Source organism: Labrys wisconsinensis, assembly GCF_030814995.1.
In the GTDB taxonomy this organism is placed as follows: Bacteria; Pseudomonadota; Alphaproteobacteria; order Rhizobiales; family Labraceae; genus Labrys; species Labrys wisconsinensis.
Window position 1 is genome coordinate 1,213,213 of sequence record NZ_JAUSVX010000001.1, and the last position, 20,453, is coordinate 1,233,665.

Here is a 20,453-nt window from a genome sequence, read left to right on the forward strand (position 1 = left end):
CCGCCGCGGCCCATCCCCCGGGGAGACGACGCCAATGCCTGTTCGGACCTATCTCTATGTCGGATGCTGCAATCGCCCGACACCCTATTTCGCCAGCGCCAACGGCCGAGGCATCGCCGCCTTCGTCTTCGACGAGGCCAGCGGCGCGGCCGAGCCGCTGGGCGTGACCGAGGGCATCGACAACCCGACCTTCCTCTCGGTCGATGGCGACGGCCGGGCGCTCCATGCCAATTCCGAGGTGTTCGGCTGGGACGAGGGCACCGTCTCCGCCTATGCCGTCGACCTGGCCAGCGGCGCCCTCGCCTATCTGGAGAAGCAGCCCTCGCGCGGCAGCATCACCGCCCACCACAGCCGGGACCGGACCGGCCGTTTTCTGCTGGTCGCCAATTACGGCATGGGTCCGGTGGAGGGGCGGCCGAACCGCTCGCTCGCCATCCTGCCGATCCGTGCCGGCGGCGGCCTCGCCCCGGCGGTGGCCGAGGCCACGCATCATGGGCAGGGCCCCGATGCCGGGCGCCAGGAGCGGCCGCATGCCCATTGCGTCCTGGCCACGCCCGACAATCGTTTCCTCGCCGTGGCCGATCTCGGCATCGACCAGCTCGTCCTCTACCGCTTCGACGCCGCCACCGGCGCGATCGAGCCGGCGGGCGCCCTCGATCTGCCGCCGGGCTGCGGCCCGCGCCATTTCGTCTTCGATGCCGCCGGCCGCTTCGCCTATCTCGTCAACGAGCTCGGCTCGAGCGTCGCCTCGCTGCGCTTCGACGCGGCCGCCGGCGCTTTCTCGCTGCTGGGGCTGGAGCTGACCGTGCCCGCCGCGGCGGCCGGCAGCAACCATTGCTCGGAGATCCGCCTGTCACCGGCGGGCCGCTTCCTCTATGTCGCCAATCGCGGTCATGACAGCCTGTCGATCCTGCGCATCGACGCCGACGGCCGGGCGGTGCTGCAGGGCACCGTGCCCTCGGGCGGCCGCACGCCGCGCCATTTCGCCTTCGACCCGTCCGGCCGTTTCCTCGCCGTCGCCAACCAGGACAGCGACCGCATCAGCCTCTTCGCCGTCGACGCGGCCACCGGCGCGCTCGTCCCCACCGGTCGCGACATCGCCACCGGCACGCCGACCTGCATCGCCTTCTGCCGGATCGAGACGTGAGCGGCACGGGCGGCCGATACCATCGTATGGTTGCGCCATGCCATGGTGCAATTGACGCCCGCTGGCGCCGCTGGGAGAACGACGCCGTCCTCGTTCCGCGGCTCGGCGTCGCGAGGTGCGTCGAGAAGAGACCGAACAAGGACGATGGACAGCGAACCAACTGGCTGTCCGGCGGCGCTCCGAGGCCGTCGCCGGACAGATATTTTGTCTGATATCGCTCCCAACACCGTCGGCCGGACGGGCGTGGGCCGGGCCTAGCCTGTCCGCACTCGCCTCGCCGGCGCCGTTCAGGGCGACCGAGGAGGCGAGTCATGAACAACGTCATCCCCTTCCGCGGCCGCACCACGGCTGCCGCCGTGCGGACCTCTTCCTGCCCGACCGTCGCCGCCCCGGTGCGCGCGCAGCCGGCCCGCCGTCCGGTGCTCGTCGCCGTGTGGCGTCCGAACCCGATCAGCGGGCGGCCCGAATGCCGCTGGATCTGCGAGCCGCGGGCCGATGACGCCCCCAGTTGTCACATCGCCGAGCGCAGAGCCGCCTAATCTCTCCCGCACCTTCGATGCCGGCCCGGCGGAGCGTCCAGGCCGGAAGCCCTCCGCTTCGGTGCTTTCCTTCGCCGCGAGGTTCAAGATGGTGTTCCATTCCAACGACCGCTCGGGCTACAGCGCCGCCGCCGCGCTGGCCCGTGTGCGGATCCTGCCCAACCTGCACGATCTCCTCGCCTTCGCGCTGATCGCCGCAGTGGTCGCGCTGACCTTCCACGGCGCGGCGGGCATGCGCGCCCCGCTCGCCGGCCTGTCGACCGCGCCGGTGACGCTCGATCCGGCGATGCTGCCGGACTACGCGCTGCGCACCACGCTGCGGATGTTCGCGGCCATCATCGCCTCGCTGGTCTTCACCTTCGTCGTCGCGACCCTGGCGGCCAAGAGCCGCCGGGCGGAGATGATCATCATCCCCGCCCTCGACATCCTGCAGTCGGTGCCGGTGCTCGGCTTCCTGACCTTCACCGTCACCTTCTTCATGAACCTGTTCCCGGGCAGCCAGCTCGGCGCCGAATGCGCGGCGATCTTCGCCATCTTCACCAGCCAGGCCTGGAACATGGCCTTCTCCTTCTACCAGTCGCTGCGCACCGTGCCGCGCGACCTCGACGAGGTCAGCCGCGGCTTCCGCCTGTCGGTCTGGCAGCGGTTCTGGCGGCTGGAGGCACCCTTCGCCGCGCCGGGCCTGATCTGGAACACGATGATGTCGATGTCCGGCGGCTGGTTCTTCGTCGTCGCCTCCGAGGCGATCACCGTCGGCGACACCACCGTCCAGCTGCCCGGCCTCGGCTCCTGGCTGGCGGTCGCCATCGACAAGCAGGACTTCGCCGCCGTGGCCTGGGCGGTCCTGGCCATGGCGATCGTCATCGTCCTCTACGACCAGCTGCTGTTCCGCCCGATCGTCGCCTGGGCCGACAAGTTCCGCTTCGAGCAGACGGCCAGCCAGCAGCGGCCCGATTCCTGGGTGTACGATCTCCTCCAGCGCACCCAGCTGCTCAAGCGCGTCAGCGCGCCGCTGGCCTGGGCCTGGCGCCGGCTGATGCTGGTGCGCCTGCCGATGACGTGGCAGTCCGCGCCGGCCCGGCCCACCCGCAGCCAGACGAGCCGCATGCTCGACTATGCCTGGCTCGCCCTGATCGCCGCCTTCGGCGCCTGGGGCATCTGGGAGGCCATCGCCTATATCAGCCAGACCCTCGGCTGGGCCGATGTGGGCGAGGCCATGGCCGGGGGCGTCGTCACCCTCGTGCGCGTAGTCCTGCTGATCGCCGTGGCGAGCGTGATCTGGGTGCCGATCGGCGTCTGGGTCGGCCTGCGGCCCACGGTCGCCGGCCGCATCCAGTCGCTGGCGCAGTTCCTGGCGGCCTTTCCGGCCAACGTGCTCTTTCCCTTCGCCGTCGTCGCCATCGTCGCGACCGGCGCCAGCCCGAACATCTGGCTGTCGCCGCTGATGGTGCTGGGCACCCAATGGTACATCCTGTTCAACGTCATCGCCGGGGCGAGCGCCTTCCCCACCGACCTCAAGGAAGCCGCGTCGGTCTACCAGCTGCGCTCCTGGCTGTGGTGGCGGCGGGTCATCCTGCCGGGGATCTTCCCCTATTACGTCACCGGCGCGCTGACCGCGTCCGGCGGCTCCTGGAACGCCAGCATCGTCGCCGAGATCGCCACCTGGGGCAACACCAAGCTCGAAGCCTTCGGCCTCGGCTCCTACATCGCCAAGGCGACGACCGCGGGCGACTTTCCGCGGGTCGTGCTCGGCATCGCCGTGATGTCGCTCTTCGTCACCCTGTTCAACCGCACCCTCTGGCGCCCGCTCTACGTCTTCGCGGAACGCCGCCTGCGTCTCGACTGACCCATTCCCTGGGGCAAAGCGCGTTTGGCCGAAAACGTTGCTTTGCTCACACTCTTTGTTTCGGCGCGTCTTTGCGATGAGCCTTTGCGAGTCCTGGCGATTCCGCCAAATCGCAAAACGCTTTGGAGGATCGATCATGGATGCCACCGTCACCCCGAGGAAGCCCGAGGCCCTCGACGGCACGCCGCTGGTCACGGCCGAGAAGGTCGGCCAGACCTACGACAAGGGCGCGTCCGGTTCGCTGGTCGTGCTGGAGAGCGTCGACCTCACGCTGAGGCCGGCCGAGATCGTCGGCCTGCTCGGCCGCTCCGGCTCGGGCAAGTCCACGCTGCTGCGCGCCATTGCCGGCCTGATCACGCCGAGCAGCGGCACCATCACCTTCCAGGGCCGGCGCCTGACCGGACCGTCCTCGGGCATCGCCGTCGTGTTCCAGAGCTTCGCTCTGTTCCCCTGGCTCACCGTGCTGCAGAACGTCGAGGTCGGCCTGGAGGCGCAGGGCGTCGTGCCAGCCGAGCGGCGCAAGCGCGCCCTCGCCGCCATCGATCTCATCGGCCTCGACGGCTTCGAGAACGCCTATCCCAAGGAGCTGTCGGGCGGCATGCGCCAGCGCGTCGGCCTCGCCCGAGCCCTGGTGGTGCACCCCAAGGTGCTCCTGATGGACGAGCCGTTCTCCGCTCTCGACGTGCTCACCGCCGAGACGCTGCGCACCGACCTCCTCGATCTATGGTGCGAGGGACGGATGCCGATCGAGGCGATCCTGATGGTGACGCACAATATCGAGGAGGCGGTGCTGATGTGCGACCGCATCCTGATCTTCGGATCGAATCCCGGCCGGGTCATCGCCGAGATCCGGGTCGACATGCCGCAGCCGCGCAACCGGCTCGACCCGGCCTTCCGGGCGCTGGTCGAGGACATCTACGCCCGGATGACGGCGAGGACCGGCGCGCCGACCCGCGACGGGCTCTTCCCCGGCACCGGCATCGCCATGGCGCTGCCACCGGTCTCCACCAACCTGATGGCCGGCCTGATCGAGACCGTGGCGGCCGCGCCCTATCGCGGCCGCGCCGACCTGCCGCCGCTGGCGCAGGAGCTGCACCTGGACATCGACGAGCTCTTCCCCGTGGCCGAGACGCTGCAGCTCCTGCGCTTCGCGGATCTCGAAGGCGGCGACATCACCCTGACGGCGCCGGCCCTGCGCTTCGCCGACAGCGACGTCGACGAGCGCAAGCGCCTCTTCGCCCAGCACCTGGCGACCTATGTGCCGCTCGCGGCCCATATCCGGCGGGTTCTCGATGAGCGGCCGACCCACCAGGCGCCGGCGCGCCGCTTCCGCGACGAGCTCGAGGACCACATGTCGGAGACCTACGCCGAGAGGACGCTGCAGGCGGTGACGAGCTGGGCCCGCTATGCGGAGTCCTTCGCCTATGACGAGCAGGCGGACCTGTTCACGCTCGAGGATCCGAACTGAACGTCGCCCGTCCCGGCCGGATCTTGCCGTCGCGCGGCGTCCGGCCGATGCTCGGCGTCCCGTCGTCGCCCGTGCCGGCGGCGAGCGATGGGAGGATTGGCCATGAGACGGCAGCCGGTCGAGGCCCTGGCCGAGGCGCCGCTGCTCTGGGCCGGCATGGCGGCGCTCGCAGCCGCCATCTTCGCGGTGGACACCCTGACCGATATCGATATCGCCGTCGCGGTCCTCTATGTGGCCGTGGTGCTGATCTCGGTGCGCACCGGCCGGGCGGGCGCGGTCACGCTCGTGGGCGGCAGCTGCGGCGGCCTGACGATCCTCAGCTTCTTCCTGTCGCGACACGGCGCGCCGACGACGGGCCTGGCCAATTGCGCCATCAGCCTCCTGGCGATCGGCATCACCACCACCCTCGCCATCCGCATCGGGGCCGCGGCGGAGGCGACGCGGCAGGCCGAGGCCAGGCTCGCCCACATGGCTCGTGTCACCACCATGGGCGAGCTGGCCGCTTCGATCGCCCATGAGGTCAGCCAGCCGCTCGCCGCCATTGCCGCCCACGGCAGTGCCGCGCAGCGCTGGCTGGCCGCCGCGCCGCCCAATCGCGACGAGGCGCGCCATGCGCTGGAACGCGTGGTCGCCGATGCCGGCCGGGCCGGAGAGGTCATCGCCCGCTTGCGCCGCCTGGTGATGCGCCGGCCGCCGTCGCACGACCCGGTCGACCTCGGCGAGGTGATTGCCGAGACCGTCACCATCGTCCGCAGCGAGGTCCGTCGCCACCACGCCGTGCTGCGCACCGAGGTCGATGCCGGCCTGCCGCCCGTGATCGGCGATCGCATCCAGCTCCAGCAGGTCGTGCTCAACCTCCTCGTCAATGCCGTCGAGGCGATCGGCGCGGCCGAGGGCGAGCCGCGCGAGCTGCAGGTCGCCGCCGCCACCGACGGCCGCACGGTCACGGTCAGCGTGCGCGATTGCGGCATCGGCGTGCCGCCGGCGGCGCTGGACCGGATGTTCGAGGCCTTCTACACCACCAAGCCGACCGGCATGGGCATGGGGCTGGCCATCAGCCGCTCGATCGTCGAGGCGCATGGCGGCACCGTCTATGTCGCGCCGAACCTGCCGCGCGGCGCGGTGTTCGGCTTCGTCCTGCCGCTGCGGCCGGAGGGGTAGAGATGGGTGAGGATGCGCCGGTCGTCTATGTCGTCGACGACGACCTCTCGGTGCGCGACGGCCTGGACAGCCTGTTGCGCTCGGTCGGCTACGAGGTGCGCTGCTTCGGCTCGGCCCGCGATTTCGCCCTGCTGCGCCGGCCGGAGGGCCCGGCCTGCCTGGTGCTCGACGTGCGCATGCCCGGGCAGGGCGGCCTCGACTTCCAGCAGGAGCTCGCGCGTGGCGGCGATTTGATTCCGATCGTCTTCCTCACGGGCCACGGCGACGTGCCGATGTCGGTGCGGGCGCTGAAGTCGGGTGCGGTCGACTTCCTGCTCAAGCCCTTCCGCGAGCAGGACCTGCTCGACGCCATCGCCACGGCGATCGGCCGGGACCGGGAGCGCCGCCGCGACGCGGCCGCGACGGTGGAGCTGCAGGACCGCTTCGCCACGCTGTCGGCGCGCGAGCGCGAGGTCATGACCCTGGCGGTCACCGGCCGCCTCAACAAGCAGATCGCCGCGGCGCTCGGCCTCAGCGAAGTCACCGTGAAGGCGCATCGCGGTCAGGTCATGCGCAAGATGCGGGCCGAGACGCTGGTCGACCTCCTGCGCATGGCCGACCGGCTCGGCCTGCCGGCGGCGCCGGGCTGAAGCCGGCTGTCCGGGAACCCTGTCGAGCCGAGGCGTATTGCGGCCGGGTCGTCGGTGGGCGGGCCCGGCCGGGCCTCGTCCTGCGGCCGTCGGGGCAGGCCTTTCCGGCCGCGCCGCCGCATTCCTGCCGCCGAAGGCACTGCGTGATTTGAACGTTTGTGACCCGGTATGTCAGATTTTGAGCGATTGGCATGGTTCCGGCGCCGGATTTCCCTCGCCAATCCGCCTCGACCCAAGTATCACGCGAAGCCGGCACCTCCGAGAAACTCGCAGCTGGGGAAACGCGCCATTGAGCTCTCAGACCAAACGTGTCGAGCTGATTCCGGCCAAGCGCCACGCCATGATCATCGAGTATCTCCGCACCCACGGAGCGTCTTCCATCGGTGAGCTGGCAGAGGCGACCCGGGGGTCGATTTCGACCGTCAGGCGTGATCTCGAGCAGCTCGAGGAGGATGGCTATCTGGAAAGAACGCATGGTGGGGCGCGCCTGCCTCCGGTCCTCGCGACATTCGAGCGGGAGCGGGTGCTGAACGCTCACCTGCAGAGCAGGCAGAAGATGGCTATCGGCGCCGAAGCGGCGTTGCGGCTGAATCCGCGGGAGAGCGTCATCTGCGATGGCAGCTCCACCGTGTTCGAGGCCGTTCGGGTGGCCATCGCCAGAAACATGCCCCTGACGATCGTGACCAACAGCCTTGATGTCGCCCAGCTCTGTGCGAGCGCGCCCAACTGGCAGGTCATCATGCCCGGAGGAACGATCCGGCAGGGCATGAATTGCTTGTACGGCGAACCCGGGCTCAGCTTCTTCAAGGTCCTGCATGCGGATGTGTGCCTGGTCGGAGCCTATGCGATCAACGAAGACAGTCTCACGGATGCGACGATCGAGGCGGCCATCATGAAGGGGGCCATGATCAAGTCGGCGCGGCGAACGATCGTGCTGGCCGACAGCTCGAAATTCACCGTCCCGGCCTTTCTGACGTCCTGCGAATTGTCCGCCGTGCACGAGCTCATCACGGATGATGGCATATCGGCCGCCCATCGCGAGGCGTTGAAGGGCCGCAATGTGCAGCTGACCACCGTTCCCGTGCCTCCGGATGATGCAGATTGACCGAATGTGATTTATTTTTGAAATCAATTGACACTTGTTGGTGGATCGTGAATTCTCGCCTCGTACAAGGCGGATTTCGGCAGCTTCACGCTCTTGGATGAGGGCAGCGCAGCGCGATACGGAATCCCGGCAAGGCAGAGGAAGTGCCCGTGACACGTTTGGATACCAAGCTCGAGGCCATTCGGGCAGGACGTTACCGCAAGTCGGATTTCATCATCGCCGATGCCAAGGATCCCGACATGGGCTCGGGCATCCTGGGACACGGCGTCGTTCGCAGCCCGGACGGGACCTCGGTCCGTGGCCGGACCCGCGCCGAATTCATCGACGAGATCGTCCGGATCATCGACCAGGACATCGTCGACATCATGCTGGTCTCGGCGTCCAATCTCGATCTGCTGCACCGCCGCGGCGCCTTCCAGGGCAGCGCCGTCAAGCCGGCGGTCCGCTTGAACGATACGCCGGACGGCTGGGGCGGCATCCGCCACGCGCGCTACCATCAGGAGCCGTCGACGCCGTTCCGCACCGCCAGCCTGGCGCGCACCATGTCCGGAACCGCGACGCCGTCTGTCGGCGCGCCCGTCGCCGGCACGGATCTCGGGCTCTACTCCGTCACCTTCATGAACGAGCGCAAGGCCGATCTGGCCTCGCTCGAGGCGTTCTCGGCGTTCCGGGCTGAAGTCGCCGCCAACAACATGAAGTATTTCTTCGAGATCTTCAATCCGAACGTCGAAAGCGGAATGAGCCAGGAAGAGATCGGCGAGTACATCAACGATTGCATCGTGCGCGCTCTGGCCGGCGTTGCCCAGGCCGACCGGCCCCAGTTCCTGAAGCTCGTCTATAACGGGCCGAAGGCCCTTGAGGAACTTGCTTCCTTCGATCCCAGCCTGGTGGTGGGTGTCCTCGGCGGCGGCGCGGGCACGACGCGCGATACGTTCGAGCTCCTGAGCCAGGCCGAGCGCTTCGGCGCCCGGGTGGCGCTGTTCGGCCGCAAGATCAAGCTCGCCGAGGATTCGCTCGCGCTGATCGCGATGATGCGCCAGGTCGTCGACGGCGCGCTCACTCCGGAAGAGGCGGTGAAGGCCTATCATGGCGAGCTGCAGAAGGCGGGCATCACGCCGCTGCGCAGCCTGGCCGACGACCGTGAGATCACCGAGCCGGTGCTCGGGGCCGCCGCTCGCAAGAAGGCGGCCTGAGCCGGCGTTCGCGGGCCGGGACACGGGTTCCGGCCGGCTCGCCGGCGGGAGGATCGATGAAGAGCGCCGGCCACAGAGCGCTCTCTCCAAAGCATTTTCCAGCGAGCCGGTCATCGGTCGCGTCAAGAAAATGCGTCAAAACAAAGAGATGGAGGGCGAGATCGATTCAACTTGAAGCGATCGCGCTCCGGGGAAGCACCATGGAATCCCATATCCTGGCGATCGATGCCGGCGGAACCGCGATCAAGGTCGCGCTCTACGACGTGGAGGGCCGCGAGGTCGCGGCCGCCGGCCAGTCCCTGCGTCCCCTGACCCCGGCGCCCGGCTACAACGAGCGCGACCCGGATGTCATGTGGGACGCCATCTGCCGCTCGGTCGGGCAGGTCCTGCAGAAGAGCGCCGTCCGGCCCGATCGGATCGCCGTCATCGGGCTGACCGGATATGGCAACGGCCTGCTGCTGACCGACGCGGCCGGCCGGCCGGTTCGCCATGCCATCCTGTCGTCCGACCAGCGCGCCGCGGCCATCGTGGCGCAGTGGCGCGACGACAACCTCGAAGCCGGCCAGTTCGTCCTGACCAACCAGCGCCTTTTCGCCGGAAAGACGCTGTCGCTGCTGGCGTGGCTGGCGCAGCACGAACCCGCGACCCTGGCGCGGGCCGCCCACGTCCTGTCGTGCAAGGACTATATCCGATACCGGCTGACGGGCCGGTTCAACCTGGAGGTCAGCGACGCGTCCTCGGGCGGATTCCTCGATCATGCCGGCCGCTCGTTCACGCCCGGGGTGCTCGATCATTTCGGCCTCGGCGCCCACGCGCACCTGTTCACCCCGACGATCGAGCCGCTGGCGCTGGCGGGGCAGCTGACGGCGGAAAGCGCCGCGGCGATGGGCCTGGCGCGCGGCACGCCGGTCTCCGCGGGCTATGCCGACGGCCCGGCCATGCTGCTGGCGCTCGGAATCGTCGACCAGTCGCTGCTCAACGTCGTCGCCGGGACCTGGGGGCTGAACCAGCTCGTCACGCACAGTCCCGTGACCGACGGCTCCATCCTGGGATGCACGCTCGGCGCGCGCGAGGGCGAATACATCCTCATCGACGGCGGCGTGACGTCGGCCAGCACCTTCGAATGGTTCGTCGACATGCTGCGGCCGGCCGGGGCCGAGGCGGCGCCGCATGACTGGTACAACGGGGAGATCGCGAAGCTGGAGCGAAACGAGCCTCCGGTCTACTTCCTGCCCTATGTCAACGGCCGGCTCGACATGCCCGAGGCGCGCGGAAGCTTCGTCGGCCTCTCCGCCTGGCACCGCCTGCCGCATATGGCCAGGGCGGTCTTCGAAGGCGTGGCGATGGAGCATCGCCAGCACGTGGAAAAGCTTCTGGCCGGTCGGCCGCGGCCGAGCGCCGTCCGGTTCGCCGGAGGAGCCGCCCGCAGCCGGCCCTGGCTCGAGATCTTCGCGGCCACGCTCGACCTGCCCGTCGAGCTGAGCACGGCCAGCGAGCTCGGCGCGCTGGGTGCCGCCATCATCGCGGCCGTCGGAGCCGGGCTGCACCCCGATCTGGAAACGGCCGTTGCCCGGATGACCCGCGTGGGCAGCCGCATCGAGCCCGATGCGGGCCATGTGCAGGACATGGCGCGCCGATATGCCGGCTTCAGCTTCCTGCGCAACCGCTTCGACACGATGTGGGCGGAGCTGCAGGCGCATGCCGTGCCGCCGCTGCCGAGCTAGCCGAACGACGGCGCAGGACCTCGCCGCGACGTTGCGTCAAAAGCCTTCAAGGAACGACGGTGTTGCTGGACTGCTTATTGCGTCTTTTGAACGTTTTTGATTGACACGTCGACGCAATAACTCATAGTCTTCCAGAAAATATCAAGAAATTTCGCCGGGAGTGAAGACAATGCCCTCGTCCCCTGACATCGCGCCAGCGCCGCCCACGGCTCGCGTGCGGCGCGGCATGCACCGGCTTCCGACGCCCGGACGCCGGGAAAGACGCTGAATCGCGGCATCAGGCCGCGGCGGTCGCCTTCGCCTCGCCCGTCGACCCTGGTTGCGACGCACCGACGCCGATGACGCATGTCGCGGCGAACACCGGCGCGCACCCCGACGCCCCTCGAGCCGCCGCGCGGGCAGCGCCCGATCAACCCGGCGCATTCCGCATCGAACGTGGAAGGATACGATGAACGCCACCCTTGGTCCGCGAGACCTGTCCGCTCCGGCTCCGCTGTCCTCGGGCGCCGGGGCTGACGCGGCACCATCCGCGGCGAGCCTGCGCCAGGCCGGGAAACGCTTTGGCGGGACCATCGCGCTGCAGGACGTGTCGTTCGACCTGCGGCCGGGCGAGGTCCTGGCGCTTCTCGGCGAGAACGGGGCGGGCAAGAGCACCTGCGTCAAGCTCCTGGCCGGCGTCCATGTGCCGGATTCGGGCAGCGTCCTGCTCGATGGCCGGCCGCTGGACCATCCCTCCCCGGCGGAGGCGCGCCGTCGCGGCGTCGCGGTCATGCATCAGCACCCCGGCCTGTTCGGGGATCTCGCCGTCTATGAAAACATCTTCATGGGCCATGTCCCGCGCACGGCGCTGGGCACCATCGACGACCGGCGCATGCGCGAGGAGGCCCGGGAGCTATTGAGGACGGTGGGCCTGTCCTGCGAGCCGGACGAGCCCCTGCACCGGCTGCGCACCTCGGAACAGCAGCTGGTCGAGATCGCCAGGGCGCTGTCGGCCCGGGCCAAGGTCCTCATCATGGACGAGCCGACGGCCTCGATCTCGGAGCGGGAGGTGGCGCGCCTCTTCGCCGTGGTCGAGGACCTCAAATCCCGCGGCGTGGCGATGATGTTCGTCGGCCACCGCATGGAGGAGATCTACCGGATCGCCGACAGGATCGCCGTCCTGCGGGACGGACGATTGATCACGGTCCAGCCCGCCGCCGAGCTCGACCGCGACCGCGCGGTGCAGGCCATGATCGGCCGCCCGCTGAGCGCGATCTATCCCGCCTGGCCTTCGAATCCCGGTGCCGAGGTCCTCTCGGTGGAAGGCCTGACGCGCGCCGGGGCTTTCGCCGACGTGAGCTTCAGCGTGCGCGCCGGCGAGGTGGTCGGCCTCGGCGGGCTGGTGGGCAGCGGCCGCACCGAGATCGCGCGCGCGCTCTTCGGCATCGACCGCGCCGAGGCCGGCCGCATCATCATCGACGGCAAGACCGTGACCTTCGCCGATCCGGGCGAAGCCATGGCCGCGGGCATCGCCTACGTCTCGGAGGACCGGCTCGGCCAGAGCCTGGTCATGGATTTTTCCATTCTCACCAATGCGTCCGTGCCGGTGATCGGCCGGTCGACCATGGCCGGGCTGGTGATGCGCCGCCGTGAGCTCGCGCTGGTCAAGCCGCATCTCGAACGGCTCAGGCTGAAGTTCGCGAGCTACGACCAGCCGGTGAGCACGCTGTCCGGCGGGAACCAGCAGAAGGTCGTGCTGTCCAAATGGCTGGCGACCAGGCCCCGGATCCTGATCCTCGACGAGCCGACCCAGGGCATCGACGTCCAGTCCAAGGCCGAGGTCCATGCGATGATCGCCGAGCTGGCCCAGCAGGGGCTGGCCATCATCCTGATCTCGTCGGAGCTGCCCGAACTGATCGGCATGTGCGATCGGATGATCGTGCTGCGCGAGGGGCGGGTCACCGCCCGCTTCTCCCGGGGCGATGCCGACCAGGAGCGCATCATCCGCGCCGCGACCGACGTGGAGGAGGTTCGGGACAGGCAGGCTGCCGCCGCGGAGCCGCCGCCCGGCCCGGGCGCCGCGGCGGCCGTGCCCGCCGCCCGGCACGAGGCGGCGAGCGTCCCGGCCTGGCGCCGCCTCGTCGCCAGGCGTGAATTCGGCCTCGCCTGCGTCATCGCGCTCGTCGTCCTGCCGGTCTCGCTGATCAATCCGCGCATGCTGAGCGGGCCGAACCTCACGGCGCTGGCCATGGACGCGGCGCTGCTCTCCATCGTCGCCGCCGCGCAGATGCTGGTGATCGTCACGCGCAACATCGACCTCTCGGTGGCGTCGGTGATCGGGCTGACCGCCTATGGCTCGGCGAGCTTCATGCGGGACTTTCCGGAGGCCCCCGTCCTGGCGGGCGTCGCGGTCGCCTGCGGGCTCGGGCTGGCCTGCGGGCTCCTGAACGGCCTGGTGGTCACGCTCGGCCGGGTTCCGTCCATCGTCGTCACGCTGGGATCGCTGGCGGCCTTCCGCGGCCTGAACAGCATGTGGACCGGCGGCAAGCAGATCAGCGCCGATCAGGTGCCGCAGGCCTGGCTCGACATGAGCACGGCCACTGTCCTCGGCATCCCGGCCGCGGTCCTGATCGCGATCGCCACCCTCGTGCTCATCAGCCTGGCCGTGCGCCGCCTGCCGGTGGGACGCGAGCTCTATGCCATCGGTTCCAACCCGGACGGGGCGGCGCTGATCGGCATTCGCCGGACGGCGCTGGTCATCGGCACCTTCGCGATCGCCGGCCTCCTCGCCGGCTTCGACGGCGCGCTGTGGGCGTCGCGCTATGCCACGATCGATCCCCGGCTCGCGACGGGGTTCGAGCTGACGGTCATCGCCGCCGTGGTCGTGGGAGGCGTCGCCATTCGCGGCGGCGCCGGCACGATCCTGGGCGTCACCTTCGGCGCCCTGGCGCTCCTGATCATCCAGAACGGCCTGACCCTGGTGCGCGTCGAGCCGCTCTGGCTCCAGGGCGTCTATGGCGTCGTCATCCTGCTGGCCATCGGCGTGGACGCGCTCGTCACCCGGAAGGCACGGCACGCGGGGGCACGCGGATGAAGCAGGCCATGATCGAGCGGTTCGGGACCTGGGAGGGCTTCCTGGGCCTCGTGGCGATAGGCTTCGTCGCCTATTCCGTCGCCGTCGTTCCGGAATTTGCGACGGATTTCAACATCTCGCAGGCCATCGCCGGCATGTCGGAGCGCGGGCTGATCGTGCTGCCGATGGTGCTGCTGATCATTGCGCGGGAAATCGACCTGTCGGTGGCGAGCACGCTGGCGCTGGCCAGCGTCGTGTTCGGGGTCGCCGTCCAGGCCGGGCTGCCGATCGGCGCCGCCGTGGCGGCGGCGGTGGCGACGGGCGCGGTGGCGGGCGCCTTCAACGGCGTGCTCGTCACGGTGCTGGGGCTGCCCTCCCTTGTCGTCACGCTCGGCACGATGGCGATGTTCCGGGGCATCGGCTACGTCATCCTCGGGCCGCGCTCGGTCAACGTCTTTCCCGACAGCTTCACCGATTTCGGCATCGACAATGTCGGCAGCGCGCCGATCCCGTGGACCTTCGTTCCCTTCCTGGTGCTCCTGCCCCTGTTCGTGATCGTCCTGGGCCATACCGCGCTGGGGCGGCGCATCTATGTCATCGGCGGCAATCCGGAGGCGGCGCGCTATTCCGGCGTCAGGGTCGACAGGATCCGCTTCGGCCTCTTCGTGGTCAGCGGCATCGTCGCGGCGATCGCCGGCATCGTCTATGCCGCGCGCCTCGCCAATTCCCGGGCCGACAACGCCCTGGGCATGGAGCTCGACATCATCATCATCGCCTTGCTCGGCGGCGTGAGCGTCTTCGGCGGCCGCGGCAAGCTGATCGGCGTCTTCTTCGCGATGATCATCATCGCCGTCCTCAGAAACGTGCTGGGCCTCTACCAGATCAGCGGCGACGCCCAAGGGACCAGCACGGGTCTTCTCCTCATTGCTGCGCTTCTCCTCAACAGCACGGTGCAACGCATCTACGCGAAGTACCGCATTGTTCCGAAGCGCATCCAATCCGCCGGTCCGCGTTCGGGCGGCCAGGCGGTCACAAGCAACGAAGCGCCGAACACCCGGATGTAACGCCCGAAAGGAAGCACTGACATGAGACTGCGCAACAAGAGCCTGGGCATCGCCGCGCTCGCGCTGGCAACCAGCCTGATCGGGCTGAACGCGTCGGCGGCCGAGACATGTGCGACCGGCCCGGTCACGGTGGGATTCATCTCCAAGCTGGACACGGACCCCTATTTCGAGGTGTCCAAGCAGGGGGCGGAAGAGGCCCAGGCGGAGATCGGCGGGAAAGTGCTGCAGCAGAGCCCGGGGCAGCAGACGGCAGAGGCGCAGATCGCGTTCATCAACAGCTTCGTCTCCCAGAAGGTCGACGTCATCGCGATCTCGAGCAACGACCTCAACGCGCTCGCGCCGGCTCTCAAGCGGGCGGCCCATCAGGGCATCAAGGTCGTCACCTATGATTCCGACGTGGTCGCCCCGGCCCGCGGCGTCTTCTTCAACCAGGCGAAGAGCGACAGCGTCGCCGAGATGCTGCTGCAGAGCATGGGCGACCTGACCGACCATGAGGGCGAGTTCGCGGTTCTGCAGGGCACGCCGACCAATGCCAACCAGAACTCCTGGGTCGACTTCATGAAAGCCCAGCTGAAGGACAACCCGAAGTTCTCGAAGATGAAGCTCGTGCAGGTGGTCTACGGCCAGGGCAGCGAGCAGATCGCCCAGCAGCAGATCCTGGCGCTGACGCAGAACTATCCGAACCTGAAGGGCATCAGCGTTCCCGACGGCATCGGCATGCCCGCGGCGGCGCGAGCGCTCGAGCAGGCCGGCCTGCTCGGAAAGATCAAGCTCACCGGCCTCGCCCCCGCATCCCTGCTCAAGAAGTACATCCAGGGCGGGGCGGTCCAGGACGTCTGGTGGAACGTCAAGGATCTCGGCTATCTCACCTATTACGGTGCGCAGGCCTATGCCCAGTGCAAGATCACCGGCAAGACCGGCGAGACCTTCAAGGCCGGTCGGCTGGGCGACTATACGATCGGGGAGGCGGGCGAGGTCGTCCTCGGGCCGGCCCAGATCGTGACATCGGCAAACCTCGACGTCTTCAAGTTCTGAAGCGTTCGCCGTTTTCGTGACGGCGACAGGCCCGGGGTATCCTCGATGGTGCTCCGGGCCTGGAACAGGTTTCATTTGGCGTGGAGCGGGTTTCCCGCTCACACGTCGAGATTGGCGACGTTCAGCGCATTGTCCTGGATGAACTCGCGGCGCGGCTCGACGATGTCGCCCATCAGCTTGGTGAAGATGTCCTCGGCCTCGACGATCTCCTTGACCTGCACCTTCAGCAGCGAGCGGACGTTGCGGTCGAGGGTGGTCTCCCAGAGCTGGTCCGGGTTCATCTCGCCCAGCCCCTTGTAGCGCTGCATCGAGATGCCCTTGCGCGCCACCGCCATGATCGCCTCGGACAGGGTGATCGGGCCGTGCACCGGCGTCTCCTCGTTGCGGCGGGTCAGCACCGCCGGCTGGCCGTAGATCTCGCGCAGCAGCGCGGAGCGTTCGTCGAGCTTGCGGGCGTCCGCCGTGGCGAGCAGCTGGGCGTCGATGGCATGGCTTTCCCTGACGCCGCGCACGGTGCGCTCGAAGACGTAGCCGCCATGCTCGACCACGCCGATCCAGCCGCGCTCGAACTCCTCGGAAATCGTGTCGAGCCGCCGGGCCACCTCGGTCGCGGCGGCCTCGGCCTGCGCCCGGTCGGCCACCACGCCGATGTTGAGCGCCCCGGCGATCGCCGCCTGCTCGATGATGCCGCGGTCATAGCGCGTGTGCAGCGCCGCGAGGATGGTGCGCACGTTGCGCGCCTCCTCCAGGATCGAACGCAGGTCCTGCCCGGCCCGCTCCTCGCCATTGCCGAGCTTCAGCACCGCGCCGTCGACGCCGGCATCGATCAGGTAGTCCTCCAATGCCCGCTCATCCTTGAGGTATTGCTCGGACTTGCCGCGCGACACCTTGTAGAGCGGCGGCTGGGCGATGAAGATGTGGCCGCGGTCGATGATCTCCTTCATCTGCCGGAAGAAGAAGGTCAGCAGAAGCGTACGGATGTGGCTGCCGTCCACGTCCGCGTCCGTCATGATGATGATCTTGTGATAGCGCAGCTTGTCGGCGTTGAACTCGTCCGGGCCGATGCCGGTGCCGAGCGCGGTGATCAGCGTGCCGACCTGCTCGGATGACAGCATCTTGTCGAAGCGGGCGCGCTCGACGTTCAGGATCTTGCCGCGCAGCGGCAGCACGGCCTGGTACTCGCGCGCGCGTCCCTGCTTGGCCGAGCCGCCGGCCGAGTCGCCCTCGACGATGAACAGCTCGGACTTGGCCGGGTCCTTCTCCTGGCAATCCGCCAGCTTGCCCGGCAGCGACGCCACGTCGAGCACGCCCTTGCGCCGGGTGAGCTCGCGCGCCTTGCGCGCCGCCTCGCGGGCCGCGGCGGCTTCCGCCACCTTGCCGACGATGATCTTGGCCTCGCTCGGATGCTCCTCGAACCAGACGCCGAGCGCCTCGTTCAAGGCCCCCTCGACCACCGGCCGCACCTCGGAGGAGACCAGCTTGTCCTTGGTCTGCGAGGAGAATTTCGGGTCGGGCACCTTCACCGACAGGACGCAGGTCAGGCCTTCGCGACAATCGTCGCCGGTGATGTCGACCTTCTCCTTCTTGGCGATGCCGGAGCTGCCGGCATAGCCCGTCACCTGTCGCGTCAGCGCCGCGCGCAGGCCCGCCAGATGGGTGCCGCCGTCGCGCTGCGGGATGTTGTTGGTGAAGCACAGCACCGTCTCGTGGTAGCTGTCGTTCCACCACAGCGCCGCCTCGACGCCGATGCCGTCGCGCTCGGTCTGCACATAGATCGGGGCGGGCAGGAGGGCGGACTTGGAGCGGTCGAGGAACCGCACGAAGGCGGCCAGCCCGCCTTCGTACATCAGCTCCTCGCGCTTTTCCCCGCCATGGCGCAGATCGGTCAGGACGATGCGCACGCCCGAGTTGAGGAAGGCCAGCTCCCGCAGCCGGTGCTCCAGCGTGGCGTAGTCGAACTCGACCTTGGTGAAGGTGGCGGTCGAGGGCAGGAAGGTGACCTCCGTGCCGCGCTTGCCGCTGTCCGGCCCCACAACCTTGAGCGGCGCGTCGGCGTCGCCATGGGTGAAGCTCATCATATGCTCGTGGCCGCCGCGCCAGATGCGCAGCGTCAGCTTGGACGAGAGCGCGTTGACCACGGAGACACCGACGCCGTGCAGGCCGCCCGACACCTTGTAGGAGTTCTGGTCGAACTTTCCGCCGGCATGCAGCTGCGTCATGATCACTTCGGCCGCCGACACGCCCTCGCTCTGATGGATGTCGGTGGGAATGCCGCGGCCATTGTCGGTGACGGTGCAGGAGCCGTCCGAATTGAGCGTCACGGTGACCAGGGTGGCATGGCCGGCCAGCGCCTCGTCGATGGCGTTGTCCACCACCTCGTAGACCATGTGGTGCAGGCCCGAGCCGTCATCGGTGTCGCCGATATACATTCCCGGCCGCTTGCGCACCGCATCGAGGCCCTTCAGCACCTTGATGCTGTCGGCGCCGTAGGCGTCTGCGGGTTCTTCGGGGTGTGCGGCTTCAACCATGCCTGAGTGCTCGACGTCCATTGATGATTCGGTCTCCCCCAATATAGGGGTTCGGGGTGCGGATTTCATGTGAAATCGGAACTCATTTTGCCTGGTTTTTCAATTATTTATGACCAGTTGCCAGCGGGCCTTCTCCTTGAGGGCCGCAACGGGCGCCAGATCCCGTCGACCACGCCCTTCGAGGGTCTGAAAGATCGTCTGTTCCGGCCTGTCGTCGGCGCCTTCCCGTGCCCGTAGCGGCGGTCAAGGCAGCTGCGTCGACCGCGGGGTCGATCCGCGCCGGTCGGTAAGGACAATGCGCGGGCCGGCGGGAAGAGCGGCCAGCTCGCTCAAGCGGGGCTCCAGGACGACATGGTCGAATACGGTCCTGCTGAAGATCCTGGGTGAGGGCAGGAAGGTGATTTCGGTGCCCTGCCTGTCGTGGCTCGGCGCAACGACCCTGAGCGGCGCATCGACGGCGCCGTCGGCGAAACGCATCATGTATTCTTGCCCGCCGCGCCATATCCGCAGCGTCAGCCTGGAGGAGAGTGCATTCACCATCGCAACGCCGACGCCTTGCGGGTATTCCGGGACTTTGTAGGGATTGCCGCAGGGCAGCCGGGTCATGATCATTTCGGCGGTCGATAGGCCCGCATGTGGGTCGATGTCCGTGGAGAGGCCTCGGCCGTTGTCGGCGACCGTGCAGGAGCCGTCGAAGTTCAACGTCACGACGACGAGCGAAGCCGGGCCGGCCAAGGCCTTGTCCATGGCGTTGTAGATGAGTTCATAGACCATATGGTGCAAGCCGGAGCCGTCGTCAGTGTCTCCGACAAACATCCTGGGACGCGCTCGCACGGCGTCGAGATCCGTAAGAAAAACGATGCCATCCACGCAGTCAGAATTTTCTGATTTTCCGCTCTTGGTCACGACCGTTCAGCTTCCATTATCGATCCACACCGGAAATATAGGATATTACAGAGAGACTCTCAGGTAAACCGAGCATATTCTTACATGTCTTCCGGACAGGCCAGACTTGGCGCGTCGCCCGCTCCGGCTCTCGCCGCCGCGGCCGAGCCCGATCGGGCGTCGCCGACACTGTGACGCAGGATATCCCGCGGGAGCTGCGCTTCCTGTATCCTGCATCCGGATGGGGCAACACCCGCGGCCTTGCCGCAGGAGAGCAGCATGTCGCTCGCCGATTTCTTCGCTTCGCATCCCGTGCTCGGGCTGCTCCTCCTCGTCGTCGTCGTGGTGCTGCTGCGCAGCCTGCGCATCGCCAACCAGTACGAGCGCGCCGTCGTCTTCCGCCTGGGCAAGTTCAACCGCACGGCGGGGCCCGGCCTCTACATCGTCTGGCCGCTGATCGAGTGGCAGAACAAGCTCGACCTGCGCACCATCACCAAGGATGTCGAGCAGCAGGAGGCGATCACCCGTGACAACGTGCCGATCAAGGTCAACGCGGTCATCTGGTTCCGCATCGTCGACGCCGAGCGGGCGGTGATGCAGGTGCGGGAGGTTGCCAACGCCGTGGTGCAGGTGTCGCTGACGACGCTGCGCACCGTGCTCGGGCAGCACACGCTGGACGACATCCTCAAGGCGCAGGACACCATCTCGGACGTGATGCAGAAGACCATCGACACCGTCACCGAGCCCTGGGGCGTCAAGGTCGAGCGCGTGCAGATGAAGAATGTCGAGATCCCGCCCACCATGCAGCGCGCCATGGCGCAGGAGGCGGAAGCGCTGCGGGAGAAGCGGGCTCGGCTGATCAAGGCCGAGGCCGAGCTCGATGCCGCCGAGCAGCTGCGCAACGCCGCCGAGGTGATCATGCAGAACCCCGCCGGGCTCGAGCTGCGGCGGATGCAGATGATCACCGAGGTCGGCGCGGAGCAGAACACCATGACCATCGTCATGATGCCGAGCGAGTTCGTCGCCATGGCACGCGGCATCGGCGAGCTGGCGCGCAACAAGGAGGCCGACAAGTAG

15 protein-coding genes are annotated in these 20,453 nt (G+C 68.2%); 13 read left to right on the forward strand and 2 right to left on the reverse strand.

Annotation, left to right across the window (positions count from 1 at the left end; genetic code table 11):
• The first annotated feature begins 34 nt into the window (after nucleotides 1–34).
• From QO011_RS05555 to QO011_RS05610, 12 genes are all read left to right on the forward strand, one after another.
• On the forward strand, nucleotides 35–1,147 hold the full coding sequence (locus QO011_RS05555) for a lactonase family protein (protein ID WP_307268734.1): 1,113 nt from the start codon (nucleotides 35–37) through the stop codon (nucleotides 1,145–1,147).
• A gap of 311 nt (nucleotides 1,148–1,458) precedes the next feature.
• Entirely contained in the window at nucleotides 1,459–1,686 is a 228-nt protein-coding gene (locus QO011_RS05560; RefSeq protein ID WP_307268736.1) for a hypothetical protein, read from the forward strand.
• Between the two features lie 88 nt (nucleotides 1,687–1,774).
• A complete protein-coding gene (locus QO011_RS05565; RefSeq protein WP_307268738.1) occupies nucleotides 1,775–3,532 on the forward strand; it encodes an ABC transporter permease in 1,758 nt (585 codons plus the stop codon).
• Between the two features lie 136 nt (nucleotides 3,533–3,668).
• A complete protein-coding gene (locus tag QO011_RS05570; protein WP_307268740.1) occupies nucleotides 3,669–5,000 on the forward strand; it encodes an ABC transporter ATP-binding protein in 1,332 nt (443 codons plus the stop codon).
• A 102-nt stretch (nucleotides 5,001–5,102) separates the two neighbouring features.
• Complete coding sequence (locus QO011_RS05575) at nucleotides 5,103–6,161, forward strand: sensor histidine kinase (protein WP_307268742.1); 1,059 nt, start codon at nucleotides 5,103–5,105, stop codon at nucleotides 6,159–6,161.
• 2 nt (nucleotides 6,162–6,163) lie between these two features.
• Nucleotides 6,164–6,790, forward strand: coding sequence for a response regulator transcription factor (locus tag QO011_RS05580; protein ID WP_307268744.1), 627 nt, complete (start codon nucleotides 6,164–6,166; stop codon nucleotides 6,788–6,790).
• A gap of 289 nt (nucleotides 6,791–7,079) precedes the next feature.
• On the forward strand, nucleotides 7,080–7,895 hold the full coding sequence (locus QO011_RS05585) for a DeoR/GlpR family DNA-binding transcription regulator (RefSeq protein ID WP_307268748.1): 816 nt from the start codon (nucleotides 7,080–7,082) through the stop codon (nucleotides 7,893–7,895).
• 149 nt (nucleotides 7,896–8,044) lie between these two features.
• Nucleotides 8,045–9,088, forward strand: a complete 1,044-nt coding sequence (locus QO011_RS05590; protein WP_307268752.1) for a hypothetical protein — start codon at nucleotides 8,045–8,047, stop codon at nucleotides 9,086–9,088.
• 200 nt (nucleotides 9,089–9,288) lie between these two features.
• Nucleotides 9,289–10,812: an FGGY-family carbohydrate kinase gene (locus tag QO011_RS05595; protein WP_307268754.1), complete on the forward strand. Its 1,524-nt coding sequence runs from the start codon at nucleotides 9,289–9,291 to the stop codon at nucleotides 10,810–10,812.
• Nucleotides 10,813–11,260: 448 nt separating this feature from the next.
• Nucleotides 11,261–13,885 carry an ATP-binding cassette domain-containing protein gene (locus QO011_RS05600; protein WP_307268757.1) on the forward strand — a complete coding sequence of 875 codons (2,625 nt, stop codon included), beginning with the start codon at nucleotides 11,261–11,263 and terminating at the stop codon, nucleotides 13,883–13,885.
• Between the two features lie 8 nt (nucleotides 13,886–13,893).
• Complete coding sequence (locus tag QO011_RS05605; protein ID WP_307268760.1) at nucleotides 13,894–14,928, forward strand: ABC transporter permease; 1,035 nt, start codon at nucleotides 13,894–13,896, stop codon at nucleotides 14,926–14,928.
• A gap of 21 nt (nucleotides 14,929–14,949) precedes the next feature.
• Nucleotides 14,950–15,963 (forward strand): rhamnose ABC transporter substrate-binding protein, encoded by a 1,014-nt coding sequence (locus QO011_RS05610; RefSeq protein WP_307268762.1) that lies wholly within the window; start codon nucleotides 14,950–14,952, stop codon nucleotides 15,961–15,963.
• A 98-nt stretch (nucleotides 15,964–16,061) separates the two neighbouring features.
• On the opposite strand, the gene gyrB is transcribed toward QO011_RS05610, so the two are convergent.
• Nucleotides 16,062–18,491 carry a DNA topoisomerase (ATP-hydrolyzing) subunit B gene (gyrB, locus tag QO011_RS05615; protein WP_307268765.1) on the reverse strand — a complete coding sequence of 810 codons (2,430 nt, stop codon included), beginning with the start codon at nucleotides 18,489–18,491 and terminating at the stop codon, nucleotides 16,062–16,064.
• Nucleotides 18,492–18,734: 243 nt separating this feature from the next.
• Nucleotides 18,735–19,397 (reverse strand): ATP-binding protein, encoded by a 663-nt coding sequence (locus QO011_RS05620; protein ID WP_370881904.1) that lies wholly within the window; start codon nucleotides 19,395–19,397, stop codon nucleotides 18,735–18,737.
• Between the two features lie 258 nt (nucleotides 19,398–19,655).
• Here QO011_RS05620 and QO011_RS05625 point away from each other — a divergent pair, with 258 nt between their 5' ends.
• Entirely contained in the window at nucleotides 19,656–20,453 is a 798-nt protein-coding gene (locus QO011_RS05625) for a slipin family protein (RefSeq protein WP_307268766.1), read from the forward strand.